The 21,772-nt window shown below is 67.8% G+C and carries 14 protein-coding genes and 1 pseudogene; 5 read left to right on the plus strand and 10 right to left on the minus strand.

The features are described from left to right. Positions 1–83, minus strand: an 83-nt coding sequence (locus tag OO62_RS40605; RefSeq protein ID WP_248782295.1) for a DUF6243 family protein, incomplete at its 3' end; no start/stop codon positions are given. 301 nt (positions 84–384) lie between these two features. Here OO62_RS40605 and OO62_RS16325 point away from each other — a divergent pair. From OO62_RS16325 to OO62_RS41540, 4 genes and pseudogenes are all read left to right on the plus strand, one after another. Next, the gene (locus OO62_RS16325; RefSeq protein ID WP_248782293.1) at positions 385–1,479 is read left to right on the plus strand and encodes a beta family protein; all 1,095 of its coding nucleotides are present in this window, start codon (positions 385–387) and stop codon (positions 1,477–1,479) included. A 500-nt stretch (positions 1,480–1,979) separates the two neighbouring features. Next, positions 1,980–2,569, plus strand: a pseudogene (locus OO62_RS37430) (transposase). Between the two features lie 358 nt (positions 2,570–2,927). Then, positions 2,928–4,625: an IPT/TIG domain-containing protein gene (locus OO62_RS16335; RefSeq protein ID WP_033268155.1), complete on the plus strand. Its 1,698-nt coding sequence runs from the start codon at positions 2,928–2,930 to the stop codon at positions 4,623–4,625. A gap of 1,276 nt (positions 4,626–5,901) precedes the next feature. Further along, positions 5,902–7,218, plus strand: coding sequence for an ice-binding family protein (locus OO62_RS41540; RefSeq protein WP_323135817.1), 1,317 nt, complete (start codon positions 5,902–5,904; stop codon positions 7,216–7,218). A 582-nt stretch (positions 7,219–7,800) separates the two neighbouring features. Here OO62_RS41540 and OO62_RS37950 read toward each other — a convergent pair. From OO62_RS37950 to OO62_RS36995, 4 genes are all read right to left on the minus strand, one after another. After that, positions 7,801–9,369 (minus strand): IPT/TIG domain-containing protein, encoded by a 1,569-nt coding sequence (locus tag OO62_RS37950; protein WP_078617199.1) that lies wholly within the window; start codon positions 9,367–9,369, stop codon positions 7,801–7,803. Positions 9,370–9,542: 173 nt separating this feature from the next. Continuing rightward, a complete protein-coding gene (locus OO62_RS16360) occupies positions 9,543–10,286 on the minus strand; it encodes an IPT/TIG domain-containing protein (protein ID WP_033268157.1) in 744 nt (247 codons plus the stop codon). A 123-nt stretch (positions 10,287–10,409) separates the two neighbouring features. Next, a complete protein-coding gene (locus OO62_RS16365; RefSeq protein WP_078617200.1) occupies positions 10,410–10,973 on the minus strand; it encodes a hypothetical protein in 564 nt (187 codons plus the stop codon). A 1,661-nt stretch (positions 10,974–12,634) separates the two neighbouring features. Next, complete coding sequence (locus OO62_RS36995) at positions 12,635–13,648, minus strand: IPT/TIG domain-containing protein (RefSeq protein WP_078617201.1); 1,014 nt, start codon at positions 13,646–13,648, stop codon at positions 12,635–12,637. A gap of 953 nt (positions 13,649–14,601) precedes the next feature. On the opposite strand from OO62_RS36995, the gene OO62_RS16380 reads away from it, so the two are divergent. Continuing rightward, positions 14,602–16,173, plus strand: coding sequence for an IPT/TIG domain-containing protein (locus tag OO62_RS16380; protein WP_228332568.1), 1,572 nt, complete (start codon positions 14,602–14,604; stop codon positions 16,171–16,173). A gap of 736 nt (positions 16,174–16,909) precedes the next feature. Here OO62_RS16380 and OO62_RS16385 read toward each other — a convergent pair. The 5 genes from OO62_RS16385 to trxA all read right to left on the minus strand — a co-directional run bounded on the left by OO62_RS16385 (position 16,910) and on the right by trxA (position 21,768). Then, on the minus strand, positions 16,910–17,320 hold the full coding sequence (locus tag OO62_RS16385) for a hypothetical protein (RefSeq protein ID WP_033268160.1): 411 nt from the start codon (positions 17,318–17,320) through the stop codon (positions 16,910–16,912). A 995-nt stretch (positions 17,321–18,315) separates the two neighbouring features. Beyond that, positions 18,316–18,963, minus strand: a complete 648-nt coding sequence (locus OO62_RS16390) for an HAD family hydrolase (protein ID WP_033268161.1) — start codon at positions 18,961–18,963, stop codon at positions 18,316–18,318. A 324-nt stretch (positions 18,964–19,287) separates the two neighbouring features. Continuing rightward, positions 19,288–21,033 carry an FAD-dependent oxidoreductase gene (locus OO62_RS16395; RefSeq protein WP_051733294.1) on the minus strand — a complete coding sequence of 582 codons (1,746 nt, stop codon included), beginning with the start codon at positions 21,031–21,033 and terminating at the stop codon, positions 19,288–19,290. After that, positions 21,033–21,296: a UBP-type zinc finger domain-containing protein gene (locus tag OO62_RS16400; RefSeq protein ID WP_033268162.1), complete on the minus strand. Its 264-nt coding sequence runs from the start codon at positions 21,294–21,296 to the stop codon at positions 21,033–21,035. The genes OO62_RS16395 and OO62_RS16400 overlap by 1 nt, the downstream gene beginning before the upstream one ends. 28 nt (positions 21,297–21,324) lie before the next feature. After that, positions 21,325–21,768 carry a thioredoxin gene (gene trxA / locus OO62_RS16405; RefSeq protein ID WP_033268317.1) on the minus strand — a complete coding sequence of 148 codons (444 nt, stop codon included), beginning with the start codon at positions 21,766–21,768 and terminating at the stop codon, positions 21,325–21,327. Positions 21,769–21,772 lie beyond the last annotated feature (4 nt).

The raw sequence follows: 21,772 nt of genomic DNA on the forward strand, positions 1-21,772 counted from the left end.
CCGTTGTTCTGCCGTTCGGCGCGCGACAGCCTCTTGCGCTGGCCGCCGCCCATGCCCACGGGGTTGTTGATGTTCTTGCTCACGGGTTCTCCCGGAATGTTGTGAAGTGATCTACGGATTCATCGGTGGGGGACGGGCGCGGCGACATCGAAGGACGTCAGCAGGGGCCCATCACGCTCTCACTCGTAAATCGGCGTCTGGAAGAACATGACAAGGACATTACCCGGTTCCGTCGGCCCCGCACACCAGGTTTTCGCTGCCGCGTTGTTTGCTCCGGGGCACGGGATGAGGCCGACCTCGCGGCGTTCGCCGCACTTTGAGCCGGGATGGCTGATTCGAGACTCTGTCGAGTAGGGGAACGATGCGTCATTCTGAGAAGAGTGGTTGGTACTTCAACTGGTTGAGTGCGTGCTGTGCTTGGGGGAGCCGGTGGCCTACGTTCCCATTCTCAAGGGCAAGGCGGGGGAGTTTCTGGCACTGGGGCATGCGTCGGCGGAGGTGCAGTCCCAGATTCGTCCGGTGATGGAGGTCGTGCCCGACTGCGACGTTCGGGATCTCCTGGAGACCTTCTGTGACCGTGCCATGGAAGATGTTCCGAATGGAATGGTCCTCACGGTTGACTGCGGAGCCTTGCCGGCGGCGCAGGTACTCAAGGGCGATGCGGGCGGTCCGATGGTGAGGTTAGGCGAGTCGTTGAGCTGGCGACAGGTCGCGATGTGCCCGGTCTTCAGAGGTACTGATACCGACGAGACGCTCGCCGAGGTTCGTGCGGTGATGGCGTGGCACCAGCAGGGCGGTTGTCTACGCATCTCGTCGGCTCGTGACGCACAAGAATGCCGCCCGGACGATGAACGAGTCCGCGAGATGCTCCGAACACTCCGCGCTGCGCCGGAGGAAATAGATCTGATCATTGACGCTGGGCCTGTGCATTCTCGGGACGGAAGGACAGCACTGGCAGTTGAGGTGCTGGACACGCTCAAGCACATGACGCAGTGGCCTTGGCGCCATGAGTGCGTGGCTGCTGGTGCCTTCCCGGTCAATCTGACGAATTTCCCGCGCGGACGAGCAACGCCGGTAGTGAGGGAAGATGCGCTTCTCTGGAAGCAGGTTCGCGACCAGTGGCGTGGAGAAGTGCCTGACTTCGGCGACTTCGGTGTGACGCACCCGCGAATGCCGCTGCAGGCTCGTGGGACTCCGCATCCCAACATGCGTTACACCACAGCGGCAGACTGGCAGGTCTTTGTCTACCCCAAGACCCGTCCCGGCAACGACGACTTCTTCACCCTCAGCCGTGACCTGGTCTCCTCGCCCTACTGGCCGCCCACCGGCGCGGGTACGTCGTGGGGAGACGCTCGTCTTGAGGAATGCGCGAAACGGCAGCGGGCGAAAGCAGGCGGCGGAACGGAGTGGCGAGCGTGGGCGACCTCGCACCATCTGGCCGTCGTGTCGTCGAGGCTCACTGCTTTGGGCTGCCCCTGAGAACGGGATGCGCGGTGGCCATCCGGTGCGGGTACTGCGAAAGCCGCACCCGGGAAGGCACCCGCGTCCGTACCGGCGGATCATGGTGAGCTACGACGAGCCGGGTCATCCGGTTGTCTACGTCGTCTAGGCGGTGAGGCTCTGACCTGCGCAAACTCCGCTTTGGGGGCGTGGGCGGAGGGCACACTCCGACGGCTCTTCCTGACCCGGGTGTCAGGATCGCGTCACGGAGTGGGTAGCGTGGTCGGGTGAGTGAGAAGACCGCCCGGGGGAGTCTGTGCAGTCTGTGAGACCTGTGTGAGAGCGCGTGAGGCGACGTGGGTACCGCTGTACTCCGGTTCCCCGCGGCGAATCAGGTCGTACTCCTTCGCTCCCCGAGAGCCCCAATGCCGAACGCCCTGCACCTTATTGGTCTGTTCGTGCGGTCTCCAGGGCCAAGACCGAGTCCTACATGGTCGGTTGGCTGTTGTGCTGGGCATGGGGAGTGACGTTGGGGATGGATCGTTCCGGATGGATTGTGGGAGATCGCGAAGCCGCTGATCCCGCCGGCTCGGGTGCGGCCGCAGGGCGGTGGAGTCGCGAACATCGATGATGAGGCGGTGTTCGCCGCGATCATCTATGTACTCGTCAGCGGCTGCGCCTGGCGAGCGCTGCCACCGTGTTTCGGGGCGTCGAAGTCGACCGTGCATCGCCGTTTTGTCATCTGGTCCCGTGCGGGGGTCTGGGGCCGACTGCACCAGAAGGTTCTCCAACTCCTGGACAAAAAGGGTCTGGTGGACTTGTCCCGTGCGGTCCTCGACTCGGCTCACGTCCGAGCGAAAAAGGGGGCGAACGTGCAGGTCCGAGCCCCGTGGACCGGGGTAAGCCCGGTTCGGGCAAACGCATCGGCGTCCGCATCGCCCGCAAGGGCATCGACTCAAGTGAACGACTCGGCCGCCGCCGATGGGTCATCGAACGCACCATGTCCTGGCTGACCGGCTACCGCCGCCTCAACCACCGATACGAGCGCAAACCAGGCAACTACCTGGCCTTTCTCGGGCTTGTAGCAGCATTCTGCTGCTACAAGCGGCTCCTCGAACTGACCATGTAGGACACGGTCTAAGGGCCTTCTGACGTGGCGAGGTGTCCGATGGTTTGCTATGGAGAGTGGACGGTGGGGTGGGCTGTGGGAGATCGCATGTCCGTTGCTGTCGCCGGCCAAGGTGAGGCTGCAAGAGAGACAGCGGCAGCACGACGATAGGGCCTAACGGGTGAAATTCTGTCGATCTCTTGTGGTGCAACGTGCGGTGGTGGGTTACTGCTGTTATCCGCGTTTCGGGCCGCCCATTCGGGTGTGTATTTGACCGGTGCCGGTCTGGGGCCGGTCGCCTGCTCGCTGTTGGCCCATGCGGTGGAGCAGACATTTCCGTGTGCGGGGGAAAGTTCCTCCGCCGACCTGAGGGAGTGTCATGTTCACCTTGACATCGCCATCGCCATCGCCATCGCCATCGCCGCAGGCCGCTCAGGCGCGCGCTGCCGGGTTCACCGCCTCGTTCGCGGCGGGGGTCTCCATTCCCGTGGGTGACACGCCCCAGGGAATCGCCCTGACGCCCGGTGGGGCCCGCGCGTATGTAGCCAACCGGGGCTCGAACACGGTCAGTGTGATCGACACCGCCACGAACACCGTCACCGCCACCATCCCCACGGGGGCCGCTCCCACCTTCGTGGCGATCAGTCCGGACGGCACCCGGGCATATGTGACCATCAACGCAGACGGTCTGCTCAGCGTGATCGACACCGCCACGAACGCTATCGTCGCGGACGTCGCCGTAGCGGGAGCTTCGGTAGTAGCGGCCTCCCCGGACGGCACCCGCGTCTATGTGTCGGGACAGCCTACGAACACGGTCAGTGTGATCGACACCGCCACGAACACCGTCACCGCCACCGTCCCCGTGGGGGATGCGCCGATCGGCGTGGCCATCACCCCGGACGGGACGCGCGTCTACGTCGCGTGTCTCGCCTCGAACGCGGTGAGCGTGATCGACACCGCCACGAACACCACCACTGACACGATCCCCGTCGGTACCCTCCCCATCCTGCTGACGGTCGCCCCCGACGGGGCGCATGTCTACGTCACGAACGTCGGCGACTCCACGGTGAGTGTGATCGACACCGCCGCCAACACCGTCACCGCCACCATCGGTGTCAGCGCCCAGCCACGTTTGACGACGGTGAGCCCGGACGGCAAGCATGCCTACGTGGCGAATGCCGAGCCGGACACGGTGAGTGTGATCGACACCGCCACGAACGCCGTCGTCGAGAACATCGACTTCGGGGACGGACCCACCGTCATTGCGTTCGCCCCCGACGGCACACACGCCTACGTGACCAACTCCGTCGCGGGCACCGTCGGTGTCCTGGCCACGACCGTGATTCCCGACCAGGGCGCCACAGCCGGCGGCGCCACCGTGACGCTCACCGGCCACCACCTGGCCAACGCCACCGCCGTGCGCTTCGGCACCGCTCAGGGCGTCATCACCGCCAACACGGACACCTCGCTGACCGCCATCACCCCCGCGGGGTCCGGTGCCGTCCCCGTGACGGTCACCACCGCGGGCGGCACCGGCACCCTCGGACAGTTCTACTACCGGCCGGTCCCCGTCCTCACCGGTATCAGCCCCGCCGCGGGTCCCCTCGCAGGCAGCGACCAGGAGATCGTCATCACCGGCCGCAACCTCGACGGAGCCATCGATGTGTACTTCGGTCCCACCCGAGCCGTCATCCAAAGGGTCTCCGACACCCAACTCACCGTCAGGGCCGCGGCGGCTGCGGCGGCAGGCGGGGTCACCGTCACCGTGGTCACCCCCGGCGGCCGTGCCGAAGGCCTGTCCTACACCTACGTCGACCCGCCTACCGTCACCGGCGTCAGCCCCACCTCGGGACCGACCACCGGTGGCACCTCGGTGACCATCACCGGCACCGGCCTGGCCGCCACCGACCAGGTCACCTTCAACGGCACTCCGGCACCCTTCGCGGTCCTCTCCGACACCACCGTGACCGCCACCTCCCCGCCCAGCGGCACCGAAGGCACCTTCGACGTCACCGTCACCGGCCCCGGCGGCAACGCCACCGGATCGTTCACCTACGTCTCCGCACCCGATATCTGACCCACCGAGGCGTACGACTGGGGCGGTGAACAGGCCGGGTGCCCGGGCGGGGGCCGTCACGCTCCCCGCCCGGGCACCTGGAGCGTACGGCCATGTCAGCGGCCTGCCAGGGCCGCGTCCACCGCGTCCACGTCGCCGGTGTAGACGATCGCGTTCTCGTCGTCGGCCCGGGGCTCGAAGCGGGCGAAGAAGTCGTCCAGGGCCTCGGGGGGACGGTCAGCGCGTTGGCCTCGCCGACGGGCTGATTGCGCTGGTCAAGCCGCCGCAGCAGCTCGGACTTCTCAACGGGCAGGTACACCAGCAGCGGGCGCCCGCCGGCCGCCTGAACGGTCTTCTTCCACGTGTCGCGATCCTCGCGCAGCCACAAGCTGCAGGAACCAGGCAACCACCTGGCCTTTCTCGCTTTGGCGGCCGCCCTCTGCTGCTACAAACGACTCCTCAAACTGACCATGTAGGACACGGTCTAAGGCAGTTCTGCTTGTGCCAGTCGAGACGGTGGGAAACTCCCGACCTGCGTTCTCATCGCGCGCTGAGGCCGACTGCTCGAGCAGAAGATCGGCGGCTTCCAGACGCCGAAGTAGGTGGCAACCGCCCGGCCCTCACCGGACCGGCCGGAGCGGAGGCGGAAGCCCGCCGCGCCGGGTTCGCCCGCCACGGCGCCTTCGACGGCCCAGGTCGTCACCGACGGAGCCCGGCTGCGCCGCATCGTCGCGCTCGCCACGACCCGCACCTGTACCCGGGGGCTTTCCTCATCTGCGTCCACACCCCGACCGCGCCCTGGGCCGGAATTCGGCCTACCATGCCGACCAGCCGGTCATGGCCGACTGCCAGCCCCTGGCCCGCCGCAACACCGCACTCACACCCTCTGACCACCGGGCCTTGACCGGCCACCTCGGTTCGCACGGAAGCACCCAGGCCCGGCAACGTGTCCGGCGCAGAGACGGCCTGGTGCGCCGCTTGGACCAGGAGCGGCGGGCTGCCGGCTCGGCGAACGGCAGGCCAGGGAACCAGTGGACGCACCCGTGATCGTTGGCTGCGCCTGACGGGCCTTACCTCGCGGGCCTACGACGCTGCTGGGCCCGCGGGTGGTGCGCCGGTGGTGGCCGTTTGGCGCGAAGCACTGAACGCGCCTCCATTGCGGGCCGGATGGGGGCCTTGGGCATTGACGCTGGGTGTCACCAGTGAGCTACTTGGTGTATTCGCGCCGCTGTGTCGTCGAAGGAGGCGCTGGTTCGATACACGCCCCGTCCGTCGGCGATGCACTCAGGGAGCCCCTATGCCAGTCTCGCCGAACCAAGGATCCACCGGTGGGGGCGACGCGGTGACCCTCACCGGCAGCCACTTCACCGGCACCACCGCCGTGCACTACGGCTCCCGCCAGGCCACGAGCTTCACGGTCGTCAGCGACACCACGACTGACACCATCACCCCCTCCGGTCACGGCGCCGTTCCGGTCTCCGTAACAACCGCCGGCGGAACGGGGGTTGTCGGCACCTTCTACTACCTGCCGCCGCCCTCCTTCCGCATCGACCCGCCTCCCGCGGGCCCTCTGGGAGGGGGCAATACGGTGGTCTTCACCGGCCTCGGCCTCTACACCACGAGCGAGGTCAGATTCGGTACGCAGGCCGCCGTGTTCACCGTCGACTCGGACGGCCAGCTCACCGTGACCGTCCCAGCGGCGGCCTCCGCGGGGCCGGTAGGGGTCACCGTGACCACCAGGGGCGGAATCGCCAGCGGAGTCACCTATACGTATCTCAACTCGCCTTCCGTCACCGCCGTCACCCTCGACTCGGGGCCGGTGGACGGTGGCAATCTCGTCGTCATCACCGGGACCGCGTTCTCCTACACCACCAGCGTCACCTTCGACGGCACACCCGCCCTCTCCTTCCGGGTCGCCTCCGACACCGAGATCGACGCCGTGGTACCGGCCGGAACGCTCGGCTCGGCGGACGTCACCGTCACCACCCTTGGTGGCACCACCACCGCTGCGGACGCCTACACGTATCTGGGACGCTTCGCGGTCCTGGGCGGAGCGTCGGTCACCAACACCGGTCTCTCGATCGTCACCGGAGATCTCGGGGTAAGCCCGGGAGTTTCCATCACCGGATTCCCGCCCGGCCAGGTCAACGGAAGTATCCACAACTCGGACGCCGCCGCCGTCGCAGCTCATGCCGACCTGATCACGACGTACAACGACGCCGTCGGCCAGATCCCGGACGCCGGCATCACCGGAGACCTCGGCGGCCAGACACTGCCTCCCGGCGTCTACAACGCCGCCTCTTCCATCGGGCTCACCGGCACGGTCACGCTGGATGCCCAGGGCGACCGCAACGCCGAATGGATCTTCCAAATCGGATCGACCCTGACGACGGCGACCGCGAGCCACGTGCTCCTCATCAATGGCGCCACGGCCAGGAACGTCATCTGGCTGATCGGTAGTTCAGCCACTCTGGGCACTGACACCGACTTTGCAGGAAGGGTCCTGGCCCAGACTTCGATCACCGTGAACGCCGGCGTGACGGTCAACGGCCAGGTCCTGGCCATCAACGGCTCTGTAACTCTCGACACCGACAGAATCACGCGCCCGTGGTGAAGGAGCCACACGCCGCGGGACCCGGGGCGTGCACCCGTTTCGCGCCCGCATCCGGACGCGTCCCGCTCACCCTCGAGGCCATCCAGGGCCTCCCGAACTGCGAGCCGCGGCCTACCTGCGCCACCTCCTGATGGACACCGGCAACATCCCGCGCATCGACCGCGCACCGGTGCTCTTCGAACGCTGGCCGGCCGAGCGTCTCGCCTCGATCGATGACCCCGAACACAAGTGGCTCCCACAGCACTTCGCGCACATCGCCCGTTCAAGCCGGACAGTCATCGATCGAAGAGTCTGGGCGACGGGACGATCAATGCGGCCGCGAAGCACTGCGACCCACCGCGATGGGACAACTTCGGCACGGATTACGGAGTTTCGTCATGGTCCAGCGACAGCGCAAAGGGGCCGCGCGGCTACGCGACCCCTCAGGCGGACACGCGGAACGTGCCGTGGTGACGGAATGCTCTGGGGCCGTCCACCGGGTGCTCTGACACCAGAGTGCTTGGTCCGAAGCGGCTAACTGATGGCCTCAGAATGAGGCCCATGCCTCCCCGCCAGTCCATAACCATAAGCTGACGCGGCGCATCAGATCCCTGGTGAGCCGACTCGCGTGTAGGTCTTCGGGGCGCTGGTGCCGCCGGGCGTGGTGACGGTGACAGTGACCGGCCCGGCGGCTCCGGGCAGGGCGTCGACGACAACGTGGCTGTCGGAGACGACCGTGAACCCGGCAGGCGCGCCGCCAACGAGCACCGTGGTCGCCTGGGCGAGGTTGGTGCCGGTGAGGGTGAAGGTGATGCCACCGGAGGCGGGCCCCTGACTTGGGATCAGAGTCGTGACAACGGGTGCCGGCAGGTAGGTGTAGGAGGCCGCGTTGCTCGTCCCGCCGACGGTACTGACGGTGACATCGGTCAGACCCGCGGCTCCCGCAGGAACCACAGCCGTGATCTGGGTGTCCGAGACCACCGTGAACGCTGACGCTGCGGTGGTACCGAAGCGCACCGCGGTGGCCTCGATGAGGTGGACACCGGTGAGGGTGACGGTGTTCCCGCCCGAGAGCGGGCCCGAGGGCGGGGCGACGCCGGTGAGGACCGGGGTGCTGACGTAGAAGTAGGCGCTCGGGAGGGTGCTGGTGCCGCCCGGGGTGGTGACGGTGACACCGATCGGCCCTGCGGTGGCCGCAGGCACCACGGCGGTGATCTGGGTCGGGGAGACGACCGTGAAGGAAGTTGCCGGGGTGGCGCCGAAGGCGACCGCGGTGGCTCCGGTGAGGTTGGCGCCGGTGAGGGTGACGGTGTTCCCGCCCGAGGTGGGGCCCTGGTTGGGGCTGACGCCGCTCAGGATGGGAGCCGCGGAGTAGGTGTAGGAGATCCCGTTGCTGGTGCCGCCCGAGGTCGTGACGGTGACCGGTACGGTGCCGTTCCCGGCAGGGGCGACGGCAGTGATGTGGGTGTCGGAGACCACGGTGAAGGAGGCTGCGGGCGTGGCACCGAACCGCACCGCGCTGGCAGTGGCCAGCCCCGTGCCGGTGAGTGTGACTGTTGTGCCGCCGGCCGTCGGGCCCGATGTGGGGGTCACCGAGGTCAGGGTGGGCACCGGAGCCGTCGTGTACGTGAATGGCACACCGTTACTCGTTCCTCCAGGTCCCGTCACGGTGACCTGCACCGTGCCGGATCCTGCAGGAGCTGTCGCTGTGATCTGTGTAGCGGAGTTGACCACGAACGAAGCCGGCGTAGCGCCGAACCGTACCGCGGTCGCGCCTGTGAACCCCGTGCCGGTGAGTGTGACCGTCGTGCCGCCGGCCGACGGACCCGAAACAGGACTCACCGATGAGAGGACCGGCGCGAGCGTGGTGACGTAGGTGTAGGTGACGAATTGGTTGCTGGTGCCGATCGGGGTGGTGACGGTGACCTGCACTGTGCCGGTCCCGAGCGGGGTGGTGGCGGTGATCTGTGTGTCGGAGACGACGGTGAACGAGGGCGCCTGTGTGGCGCCGAATCGGACTGCTGTGGCGCCGGTGAAGCCGGTGCCGGTGACCGTCACGGTGGTACCACCCGCGGTGGAACCCGAGGTGGGTGAGACGGAAATGACGGCGGGCGTGGCTGCGGCAAGGGCCTGCGCGGCGGAAGCGGTTGGCGAATGTGCTGAGCTATTCACGGCCGTGTTCCTTCGAGAGCGTGAGCCCCGGCCGGCCGCAGAAGAGATGCGCCGGGCCGAGGCTCGTGAGGGAAGTGAGGTGGGCCCGGGCAGGGGAAGGGCGCACCCTGTCCGGGCCTGATGTCCGCACGCCTGATGGCCATCACCAGGCCGTCAGCGGCTCAGATGGCGGGTCAGATGCCGGGCCCGGCCAGGTAGGTGTAGCCACCGGTGGCGGTGGCGCTACCACCGCTGGTGGTCACGGTGACGTCGGTGGCACCCACAGCCCCGGGCGGGGTGACGACGGAAAGGGTGCTGTCGTTGATGACGGAGAACGGTGCGGGCGTGGATCCGAAGGTGACCGACTGGGTGGTGGTGAAGTTCGTGCCGGGGATGGTCACCGCAGTTCCGCCGGACGCCGGGCCGGAGGCGGGGCTGAGCGTGCCCAGGGTGGGGCCGTCGACGTAGGTGTAGGTCAGACCGTTGTTGGTGCCGCCCGCGGTGGTGACACTGACGCTCACCGGCCCGGCCGCCGCGCCCGCCGGTACGGCGACGGTCAGCTGGCCGTCGTTGACCACGGTCGGGGTCGCCGTGGCGGCACCGAAGTGCACCGCGGTGGCGGTGGTCAGGCCGGTGCCGTTGATGGTGACGGTATTCCCGCCGCCGGTGATGCCGGATACCGGGGAGATGCTGGACTTGAACGGTGCGCCGACGTAGAAGAACGACAGCGGGTTGCTGGTGCCGCCGGGGGTGGTCACGGTCACCGGAACCGTGCCGGTGCCGGACGGGCTGATGACGGTGACCGAGGTGGGGGTGTTGGCCGTGATGGTGGCTGTCTTGGTGCCGAAGTGCACCGAGGTGGCGCCGCCGAGGTTGGTCCCGGTGATGGTGACGGTGGTTCCGCCTCCGGTTGATCCCTGGTTGGGGGAGATAGGCATGGTGTTGCTCCTTCGTTGTGGTGCCTGAGTGGGAATGACGAACCGTGACCGGACGGCTGTGTTCGCCGTCGCGGTGATGTGGGTTGTCTGGTGGAGCATTCGGCCGACAGGCCGGCCGGGCCGTCAGGTGCAGCCGATGACGCTGCCTGACGGAGCACAGTTGTCCGGGGTGTTGCCGCTCACCGTGGTGGCCAGCAAGTTCACGCCCCCGGAGTTGACGTAGATGCCGCCGCCCCCGCCGGAGGTGGCGGTGTTACCGGTGACGGAGCTGGCTGTCAGCGATACGGCGCCGTTGTCGTTGTAGATCCCGCCCCCGGCGACAGCGGTGTTGCCGGTCACGGAACTGGTGAGCAGGGAGACCGTGCCACCCAGGTTCGAGATGCCGCCGCCGGGGAAGGGGGGTACGGCACTGCCGCCTCGGACGGTGACCCCGACCAGGCTCAACTGGCCTTTGGTGCCTGGCACGTTCGCGGCACCTTGGACCTGCAGGACCCGGAAGGCCGGCGCGCTCGGGTCGCGGGTGATGGTGACGCCCATCCCCAGCAGGGTGATCGGGGTGGTGATGGGCGGTAGTCCCACCGGACCGGTGGGGGTGCTGCCGTGCGCGCTGGTGAGTTGGTAGGTGCAGAACGGAACGAGCGCCAGGGTGTCGCCGCCGGCCGCGTTGGCCGCAGTGATCGCGTTCACCAGCGAGGTTTCACTGCACAGCACAGGCGTCTGAGCGTGTGCCGTGTTCGGGACTGCGGCCAGCCCCGCGGTCAGCGCCACGGTCAGGGCGCAGACACCGAGGATGGAACGTAAAGTACGGGCAGTTCGCATGGCGTCCCCAGGGAGAGGTGACGTGAGCCGCCAAACCAGCCGATGTCGATGAACGGCACCGGATGATGCATTCACTTCCTCTGCGCGGGAGGACACCCGCCGCGGCACCAGGTATGTACCGCCGCCTACGCTCTCAAGTGGGATCAGCAAAGGTAGGCCAAGCTGCCCTCCCCCGAGAGGATGGGCGGCCCACCGGATTGGATGGTCATCAGTAACCCACCCGAGTGAGCGCACCTGCAATGCCCTTGACGCCGCATCACCCATATGGCAGAGCGCGCACCGTTCGAGAGACGCAACGTCGGCAGTGATACGTGGCCCGGCCGCCGTTCCCCGTCCGCCGCCGAGCGCGACACGCCCAGCAAGCCCATGACAAAAAACCCGAGTTTGTCGCTGGCGGACAGACCTTGCCGGATGGCAACGAGGGGCGGCACCAGGCGAGTGCGATCAGCGACTCGTCGCAGAGGGCCCGGGTAACGAACCCAAAGTCCATATCCCGGCCGCTCGCGGTCGCACCGGCCGCGTCACGGCTACCTCGTCGACACCGCCGGCCAACTCAGCCCACGCCGCGGTCTGTCGACGTGTGCGTGGCACCTTCGCAAAGCGACGACGCCAGGTTGCCCTGGGGCCTGCCGTCCGACCGGCGGCCGAGGTCAGCGTGTTGGACGGGGCCAATGACGACGGCTACCTGCTGTACACCACTCTCGAGCCGGACGGTGGACCGGTTGTCAGCGATGCCTTGCCACGCTGCGGGGTTCTGCGAGCGAGGAAGACGTGCCGATCAGCCGGCGCCAAATCACCCATCGCACCGGCTGATCGAGCCAAGCCTCCACTCTCAAGCGACCCCACATCGGGACCGTTTGCACTGCCGCCTAGAGTGTGACTGGGCGGCAGGCATTCAATTGTCGCCACACCTCGTGGGGTGGGCACTTGGTCGGCCCGCTTGGCGCCACCAAGCCAAGCCGATTGACTCATATGCCAGCGATGGGCGCCGGTAGCGAGCCACCCGCATGGAGTAGTAGCGGGCTTCGTCCCCTCCGAAGAGGAAATTCGACAGACCGCGGTCGGTGGTGCGAGTTGGGAGCTGGTGGGTCTCGGACCGAGGGTTGATCGCCAGCAAGGTGTGATCGTTCCACGGTACGACGCCGGAGCACCTGCCCCACTCCCTGTACTGCAGGGCGGCTGCAACGGGAGCGGCTTCCGGACACGGCTCTTCATCAATGGCCGAGTCAAGCGGGGTGTCGCCGGCAAGGTTGTCGGGTTCCTCGCCGAAGTGGGTGCCGAAGGCCAATGGATCTCGTAGGGCTCTTCGTTGATGCGGACGATGCGCAGCGGCCGTGCAGTCGGTGGACGTGAACGACGAGGCGATGTCCATCGAGTTCCGTAGTAGTGCCGGGGCGGATTGTGATCGTCGTGCGGCACCGCCGCGTGGTGCCCGGAACCGGTTACATGGCGGACGATCGCCCCTTGAGGATCACGCCGTCGACCGGCCCGAGCACCCCGCCCCAGTCCGCGCCAACGAAGTGGGAACTTCAGGTTGGAAGCGGCTCATCGGGATTCACCATCAGGTGTAGGTGAAGCGCACGGGGTTGCTGGTGCCGGCGGGTGTGGTGACTGTGACGGGCACCGTTCCGGTTCCGGACGGGACGACAGCGAGGATGACGTTGTCTGTAGGTGAACGACTCGCCATTGCTGGTGCCACCGGGCGTGGTGACCCTTACCGGCACCGTCCCGGTCCCGGGCGGAGTGGTGATCCCGATGATGGTGTCGGAGGCAACCGTGAAGTCGGCCGCCGGGGTACCACCGAAGTCAACCGCCGTCGCGCCGGTGAAACCGGAGCCCACGGCGATGATGTCGCTGCCACCGGCCGGATCGCCCGCCTGCGGCGCAATCGCCTTGAGGACCGGTGCCGAGACGTAGGTGAAGCGCACGGGGTTGCTGGTGCCGGCGGGTGTGGTGACTGTGACGGGCACCGTTCCGGTTCCGGACGGGACGACAGCGAGGATGACGTTGTCCACTGCCACGAGCTTGGGCGGCAGTGAGGCGCTGTAGGTGAACGACTCGCCATTGCTGGTGCCACCGGGCGTGGTGACCCTTACCGGCACCGTCCCGGCCCCGGGCGGAGTGGTGATCCCGATGATGGTGTCGGAGGCAACCGTGAAGTCGGCCGCCGCGGTACCACCGAAGTCAACCGCCGTCGCGCCGGTGAAACCGGAGCCCACAGCGATGATGCCGCTGCCACCGGCCGGATCGCCCGCCTGCGGCGCAATCGCCTTGAGGACCGGTGATTCCGCTGATCCGGCGTAGGAGTATGTGAGGCTGTTGCTGGGGCGTCCGGCAGTGACAACGCTGACCTGAACGCTTCCACTTCCGGGCGGCGCAACCGCCGTGATCGTGGTGTCGGAGGTGACGGTGAAGCTTGGGGCCGAAGCGGCGTCGAAGGTGACATCGCTGGTAGCGGCGAGCCCGCAGCCGCTGATGGCGACGGTATTGCCGCCTGCGGCTGGGCCCGTGCTCGGGTGGAGAGCGGTGATGTGGGCAGACATGCCATAGCCTTCTTTCCCTCGTAGGCGATCAGTTCGCGCGCAGGTCGGCTGACCTGCGCAAAGAAGCCAGCCGCATCGGAACCGCGAGGCAACAGGCCGTCAGATGGAGGAGGAATGCGCTCGATTGCGAAGCGGCCTCAACCGATTGAACTGAACCTGTCCATACGAGGGGAAGGAGTGAGTTCACGCTCGATGAAGCATATGTGGTGAATGCGATTACCTTATAAGACCTCGGGAGTGGGGAAGCTCGCCGCTCTTCCCGGCTCTTCCGGCATACGACTATCCCGGTCGCTTCGCTCCCCAAGCGCCTGGCCAATACCTCCGCCAGATGCTGCGGCCGCTCCCCAAGTTGCCCGAGTGGTACGGCAGGAGAAGCGTCGGCGAGGATCATCAGCCTCCACGGGATTCTCATGCCGGACAGGAGCTGGTCCTCGGCGCGGGCCATCGACACGTCGGAGTTGTCGTGTTCGAGGCCGAAGTTGGCGGCCGGACCGCAGCAGCCGCCCCGGGGCGCCACTGGCCTCGGGTACCCATGGATGGATGCTCTGCTCGGGTTGATGCGCAGATGGGGGCGGTTCCTGCGGCGGTGGTGATATCGAGTTCAAGGGGTGCGGAAGGGGGTACAGGGCGTTTTTCATACGGTGTGAAGTGCCTCCAATCCGCCTGCCAGTGTGCCCACTTCTTCGGTTTACTGCTTCGGGCCGGGGAACTCGACGTATATGGGCTCGCCTTCAAAGGTCGCCCCGCGCAACGTGTTTCCGCTAGGCGTCGAGTATCCGGACTCGGCAGACGAGCAATCGCCTGCTACATCCTGCTCAGGAAATGGGTGCACGATGAAGGCACAGGAAACAACCACGCCCCCAAGACCGTCGATTCACGACGCCTCGGCAACTCTTGCCGCCCCGTCCCCGCAAGTAATCGCGACACTCCCGGCGGGGACCAAGCCGCTGGGAGTGGCGACCAGCCCTCTGGGGCCGCCGCTCGCTTACGCGGCCAGTAACGCCTCGGGGACCGTCAGCATTCTCGATACCGGAACGCTCACGATCTCCACCCCTGCGGCCCCGTTGATCGCTCCCGCAGGGGTCGCGCTCACCCCGGACAATGTCTACCTCTACGTGGCCAACAGTGGGGGGAACACTGTCAGTGTGGTGCAGCGCAATCTCTTTGCAGTCACCAACACGATCGGGGTGGGGAAAAGCCCCTTCGGTATCCAGGTGAGCCCCGACGGCCTGTTCGCCTACGTCGCCAACCAGAACTCGAACACCCTCAGTGTCATCAGCACCGTCACCCGCGCCGTCGTCGCGACCATCCCGGTCGGGATCAAGCCCACATGGGTGGTAGCCGCCCCCAACGACCTGGAGGTGTATGTGACCAACCAGGGCGGTAACTCGCTCAGTGTGATCAGCACGGTCACCAACACGGTCGTGGCGACCATCACTGGCCTGTCGGCTCCCTATGGCGCAGCGATCACCAACGACAGCCGGTACCTGTACGTGGCCAACAGCACCGCGAACACCGTCAGCGTCATTGACACCGTCAGCCGGACAATCATCGCCACCATCCCCGTGGGCACCACGCCGTGGGGCGTGACGGTCACCCCGGACAACAGCCACGTCTACGTGGCGAACAACGGCTCCGACACGGTCAGCTATATCGACACCGCCACCAACACCGTGAGCAGCACCGTCGCTGTCGGCCATCAGCCGACCGGCGTCGGGGTCGCCGCCAGTGGGCTGACCGCGTACGTGTCCAACAACGGCGCGAACACCGTCACCATCCTGGCGCTCATCAACATGATCAGTCCCCCGGCGGGGCCGGAGGCCGGCGGCAACATCGTGACCGTCACCGGCACCAACCTGGCCGGTGCCACCGCGGTGAAATTCGACCAGGTGCCCGGCACCATCATGGCCAACACGCCCAACCAGATTCTCGTGGTCCCCCCACCCGGCGTCGGTGTCGCCCTGCTGACCGTCACCACTCCGGGAGGCACCAGCAATCCCAAACCGTACGTCTACGCTCCGGGCAGCGAGCTGGACAGTCTGGTCCCGGGAACCGGCCCGACCGCCGGCAGGAACATCATCAGCATCAAGGGGAACAGGTTCAGCACCGCCACGCAGGTGCGGTTCGGCTCGGTGCCCGCCGTGCCCACCGTGGTCAGTGACCAGTTGATCACCGTCACCGTCCCACCTGCCGCCACACCCGGCCTGGTTCCCGTCACCGTCACCACGGCTGGCGGTATCACCCCTCAACCCATCACCTACGCGTACATCGATCCGCCCTTCCTCAGCGCCGTGAGCCCGAGCACCGGCCCGGTCCCCGGCGGGAACGTCATCAACCTCTACGGCCTGAACCTGTCGACGACCAGCCTGGTCACGTTCAACGATGCGCCTGTTCAGTACAGCGTCCAGTCCGACACCGTCCTGACCGTCGTCGTGCCCCCGAGCCCAGCCGCCGGAACGGTGGACATCACCGTCACTACCGACTCCGGTACGAGCACGCTCACCAGCGCCTACGTCTACGTCTGAGCCACGAACCGGGGAGCGGGGCCGCTGGTTCGGCTCGGGTGAGGCGCCGCAGCAGAATGCTGGTGAGGGGAGGCAGGAACTCCTGCAGCCGGTGTTCGACGTACCGCCGGCGTGGCGCGGGTCAGGCATCCTCGCTGCTGAGCGCCTGTCCCCAGTTGGCCGACCGCAACGTCCATGGCGGCTACGGCCGCCATGGTGAGCGAATTGAAGAGTTATCTGGACACCATTGCGGGTGTTCAAGGAGGGCAACGAGGTGAAGTGGACCGAGAACGTCCAGCAGACGCAGCAGGCAGGTCCGCTTGCGCCCAACTACTGGGTGACCACCTCCGGTCGGCCGTGCTGGGGGGGGAGCGCCCACGACTCCGCCAGCCGGTGCCCTGCGACCAGCTCCTTCAGCCGCGCACGGCGCTCCGCGTACGGCCGGGCCAGCAGCTCCTCCCCTTCCGCTGTGGTAACCGGCGCCGCCCCTCGTTCGTAGTGTGGCCTGGCTGCCTGTGGGGAGAAGGCGAGCACGCCTGGGCCTGGCGCTGAGGCTGACGGCGACGTGAGCGCGGCGGCGATCTGGTGCCGTGGACGCAGCCGCCCGCGCAGCGCGACGGTGGTCCCAGCGGCGCGCTGGGGACCACGGCTGGTCCCTGTAGCTGATTACTAGGAGTGCCGCCGTGTGCTACGCCTTCGGTTTACGCCGGGACGCAGTCCATCGCGCGGCTCATTCGATGGCGTATGAGGACCGGGCTCAGCGGACGGCCTGGGCCTGGACCGTCCACGTGGTGTGAAACGTCATCCCTTGACAGCGGATGTCGGCGTCTTCCTTCAACTTCACAGCGTCAGCCAGCACGAATGGCAGGTTGGCCTGGCTGAGGTCAAGCGTGGGCAGGGGGCCCACGCCGGCTGTGGACAGTTCGATCTGATCGTGGCAGTACGTCATGTCGTCGGCGTTCGCAACGGTGTCGATGACGACATCGCCGGCGGCAATGGAGGTCAGTTGGGCCCTTACATTGCTGTTCGGGTTGGTGAAGGTGAGGGTGACGTCTGCGGTTTCACCGGGCAGCAGTGGGGCGGTTTGCCCGCCGGTGACCGTGATGGGGGCGAAGTCCTCGGCGGAGCCTGTCACTGGGCCCGATGTGCTCTGCTGGATGAAAGGCATGATGTGCCTCCTGCTCAGACGGACTGGATGTGCGCAGAACGGTCTGTCCTCGGCGGCCCGTGGCGTCAGTGATCAGTGGGCGCTGCCGTGGATTTTCCTGCCGGGGCCTGGAGTCGGCGGCTCACAGCCGCCTGGGAGCCCGAGCGGCCGACGTGGCCACATCGGCCTATGGGCCTGGGAAGGGGTCAGCGCTCTGTCGCCGAGAACGCGGACGGCCCTCCCGCTCAGCCGATCGAAACAGTGGTGAGGGCACACGCCGGCCCGAAACCGCTGCCTCTGCGGGCACGCAGGGAAACGGTCAGGACGGCAGCCGAACCCCGGCCAGGCACAGCGGCCTGGAACGCCGTCCCTGGGGCCGACGGTGAGCCAGCTGCCACCCCGTGGAGGGATGGGCGGCCCACCTGTTCGGATGCGTAAAGTAACCCATTTGCACTACGTCGTTGACAACCATATTGACGTCACGCCACCCGAACGGTGGAGCGCTCGAAGTCGGCAACCCGCGGAAGGTGCGCCCTTCGGGTCGTCATGGCGGGCGCGCAGGACGGTCAGGCAGGCGTGAGCGGCCAAGGGGGGGCATGTGCGCTGCCGGCCGGGATAGCCTGCGGGATCACCCCTGCTGAGCTCTTCGGATTGTTGCCGGTCGATGTAACAGCGACCAGACGCCCTCCACCGGTTCAAGTCCGATGCATACGGGGGCAGTTACACACGATGGTGAGCCAGTCGTGGTCGGTCGCGTGGCCTACGCGCGGAGGGCAGGCCATCGCAGACCAGGACGATCTTTCCGGTGCACCGGTGGGACCGGGTGCCGGGGTCGACCCTGGTCGGCGGCGCGGTCATGTTCCTGGTCGGCGCAGTGGCCACTCTCGCCACGGTGGCCCGCTGTTCCTCGGGACCGAACCGCTGCCGTCCGGCTTCTCCTGGCTGTGCACGCTGATGGGCCTCGTTTTTCCGATCGCCGCGGCCGGAGTGATTCGCTCCGCCACCGCTCCGCGCCGTCAGGTGGCGGCGCCGTCGCCCCCGTCCGCCCCTTCCGCCACATAGCGCTCCAGCCAGGACGGAAACTCCGTCAGGTCCGCGAGCACCACTTCGGCACCGGCGTTGCGCAGCTCCGTGGCATCGCACGGGCCGGTGGCGACCGCGACGGACAGCGCGCCCGCGGTGTGCGCCCCGACGACGTCACCGATGTGGTCGCCGACGTAGACCTGCGCATGGTGCTTGCGCAGCGCCTCGGCCTTGCCCGCCGCCCACAGGGAGCCGAAGAGGGCGTCCACGTCGAGGCCGAGGTGTTCCAGGTGCAGCTTGGCGTTGGGCTCGTACTTCGCCGTCACCACGATCACCCGGCCGCCCGCCGCGTGGATCGCGTCGATGGCCTCCCGGGCGCCGGGCATGGCGGGCGTCGCCGCGACCGCGTACTGCGGATACAGCTCGCGGAAGAGAGCAGCGGTCTCCGCCACCCGCTCCTCGGGGAACCAGTGGCGGATCTCATGCTCCAGCGGGGGCCCCAGCCGGCTCGCCGCGAGGTCGGCGTCGATGAAGGTGCCGGTCCTGGCCGACAGCTCCTGATAGACGGCCTTGATGCCCGGGCGCGAGTCGATCAGCGTCATGTCGAGGTCGAAGCCGACCGTCAGAGAGTGTGCAGCCATGCCTGCCATAGTGCCTGCGGCGGCATCCCCGGTCAGGGAGGCACGACACCGGCCCCCTCAGCGGGGCGCCCGCCGCATCCGCCACACCAGGAACAACGCCGAGCGACCGCCGCCACCCGCACGATCCCCGGCAGCCCACCGCCCGTCGAAACCGGCCCCACAGCCGCACCACCAGCCCGCCGACGACGATCCCCGGCACGCCGAGCGCCGCGAACTTGGCCTCGCCCGGCTCAGCGCCGGGAGACGAATGCGAGCCCCCAGCCGCCGCCGGCGCGAGCCACGACCCCAGCGCCGCACCGGCCACCAGCAGTAGGACGGCCGGCGTCAGGACACCGACTGGCCCGGCACGGACCGAGGCTCGCTCACGCCGGACCCGCGGACGAGATTGCCTTCCTGGGCCCGGTGTTCATGGACGAGCCGGACGGCTATGGCGCCCTCCCCGGCGGCGGAGGCGACCCGCTTGACGGACCCGCTCCTGACGTCACCCGCGGCGAAGACACCCGGCATCGTGGTCTCCAGCATCAGTGGCCCGCGCCCGAGCGATTCCCAGATGTTCTCGTCGGCCGCTGCCCGGGCGTCGGCGCCGGTGAGCACGAACCCCCGTCGGTCCAGCGCGACCACGTCCTTCAGCCACTCGGTGTGCGGCCGGGCGCCGATGAACACGAACAGGGCGCGGGCCGGCAGTTCGCGACGGTCGCCGGAGGCGTTGTCCTCCACGGTCAACGACTGCAGGGTGCCCTCTCCGTTGACCTGGCGCACTTCGGTGTGGGTCAGCACCTCGACCTTCGGATGGCGTGTCACCTGGTCCACCAGATAGCGCGACATGTCCTTGTCGAGGTCGCCGCTGCGGACGATCAGATACACCTTGGGTGCGTATTCGGCGAGGAAGAGCACCGCCTGGCCCGCGGAGTTGCCCCCGCCGACCACGGCCACGGGGTCCATCCGGCACAGGTTGGCTTCGTGGAGTGTGGCGGCGTAGTAGACGCTGGAGCCTTCCAACCGGTCGATGCCGGGGACGTCGAGCCTGCGGTAGCGCACTCCCGAGGCCAGGACGATGGTGGCGGCCTGGATCTCGGAGCCGTCCGCGAAGGTGAGGGCGTACCGGCCGTCGCGCGGTTCGAGCGAGGTGACCTCGGCGGGGACGGTGAGCTGTGCGCCGAATTTGCGGGCCTGGAGCACCGAGCGTTCCATGAGTTCGCCACCCGAGATCCCGGACGGGAAGCCCAGGTAGTTCTCGATGCGCGAGGAGGTGGCGGCCTGGCCTCCGGTGGCTATGGCGTCGACGGCTACGGTGACGAGGCCGTCGGATGAGCCGTAGACGGCGGCGGCGAGCCCGGCCGGGCCCGCGCCGATCACCACCAGGTCGTATGCACCGTCGCCGTGCGCAGAGGTGGGGAGTCCGATGAGGCGGGCGAGGTCCGCGATGCTGGGATTGCGCAGTACCTGCTCTCCCTTCCATATGACGACCGGGGTCTCGTCCGGACGGATGCCGAACCGGCGCAGCAGCGCCTCGGCTTCCTTGTCCTTCTCCAGGTCGATCCATCGGTGCGGTAGCCGGTTGCGGGCGGCGAATTCACGCAGCCGCAGGGTGTTGGGCGAGTAGCACGAGCCCAGGATCCGGAAGCCGGCGCCCAGGCCGATGAGCAGGGACCGGCGGCCGAGGTAGGCGCGCAGAACCAGGTCCCCGAGGACCGGATCGCGTACCACCAGGGCTCGCTGGCGCTCCACCGGGACCGCGAGGACCTGGCCGGGCTGGCGTACGACCGCGGTGTCGAACGCCGTCTGGCCTTCGAGCAGACCGAGTTCCCCCAGAAAGCGGCCGGGGCCGTGTACCGCCACGGTACGTTGGTCGGGACCGCCGTAGTCGTGGATGACCTCGACCATCCCGCTGACGATGGCAAGGAACTCCTCGCACGGTTCGCCTTCGCGGAACAGCACCTCGCCCCGCCGCGTGGGGCGGTACTCGCCGTACTGGGCCAGCGCATCGAGCTGTTGCGGCGTCAGCCGGGGGTAGGCGCCGTGCTGATCGGGGGTTTCGGTGGGTATCCCGTCCGGACCCGCGGCAGGCATCAGACCACGGCCTCGTGGACGTAACACCAGCGCCAGTTCTCTCCCGGCTCGAGGGGCTGCACGATGGGGTGGCCGACGTTGGCGGCGTGCAGACGGGCGTGCTTGAGTGGCGAGGAGTCGCAGCATCCGACGTGTCCGCAGGTCAGGCACAGCCTGAGGTGCACCCAGGGAGAGCCGAGGCGCAGGCACTCCTCGCAGCCCTCGGGGGTGCGCGGCGTCACCGGTCGCACGAGCGACAGGTGCCAGTCGCCTTCGGTAGTCATGATGGTCGTCCTTCCTTGGCGGACGGGATCAGCGGCGACCCGCGACGGTCTCCTCGACCCATTGGCGCAGCACGTTGGCGGGGGCGGCGCCGGCCTGTCGCGCGATCGCCTCTCCCTTGTCGAGAAGGAGCAGGGTCGGCACGGCCTGCACCTGGAATCGCTGGGACAGCCTGGGGGCCTGGTCCACATCGACCTTGACGAGTTTGATCTTTCCGGCGAGCTCACGGGCGACCTGTTCCAGCGCGGGGCTGACCCTGCGGCAGGGACCGCACCAGGTGGCCCAGAGGTCGACGAGGACGACGGGCGCCGCCTGTTCGGCGATCTCCGCGAAGTCGTCGTCGCCGGCCTCGACGATCCAGGGCAACGGGGTACCGCAGTTTCCGCACTTGGGGCGCCCGTCCCCCGCTGGCGGCACCCGGTTCTTGCGGCCGCACGACTCACAGACGACCGTCTTGCTCCGGCTCGTTGCCACCGTT

Source organism: Streptomyces lydicus (assembly GCF_000717345.1).
Lineage (GTDB): Bacteria > Actinomycetota > Actinomycetes > Streptomycetales > Streptomycetaceae > Streptomyces > Streptomyces lydicus.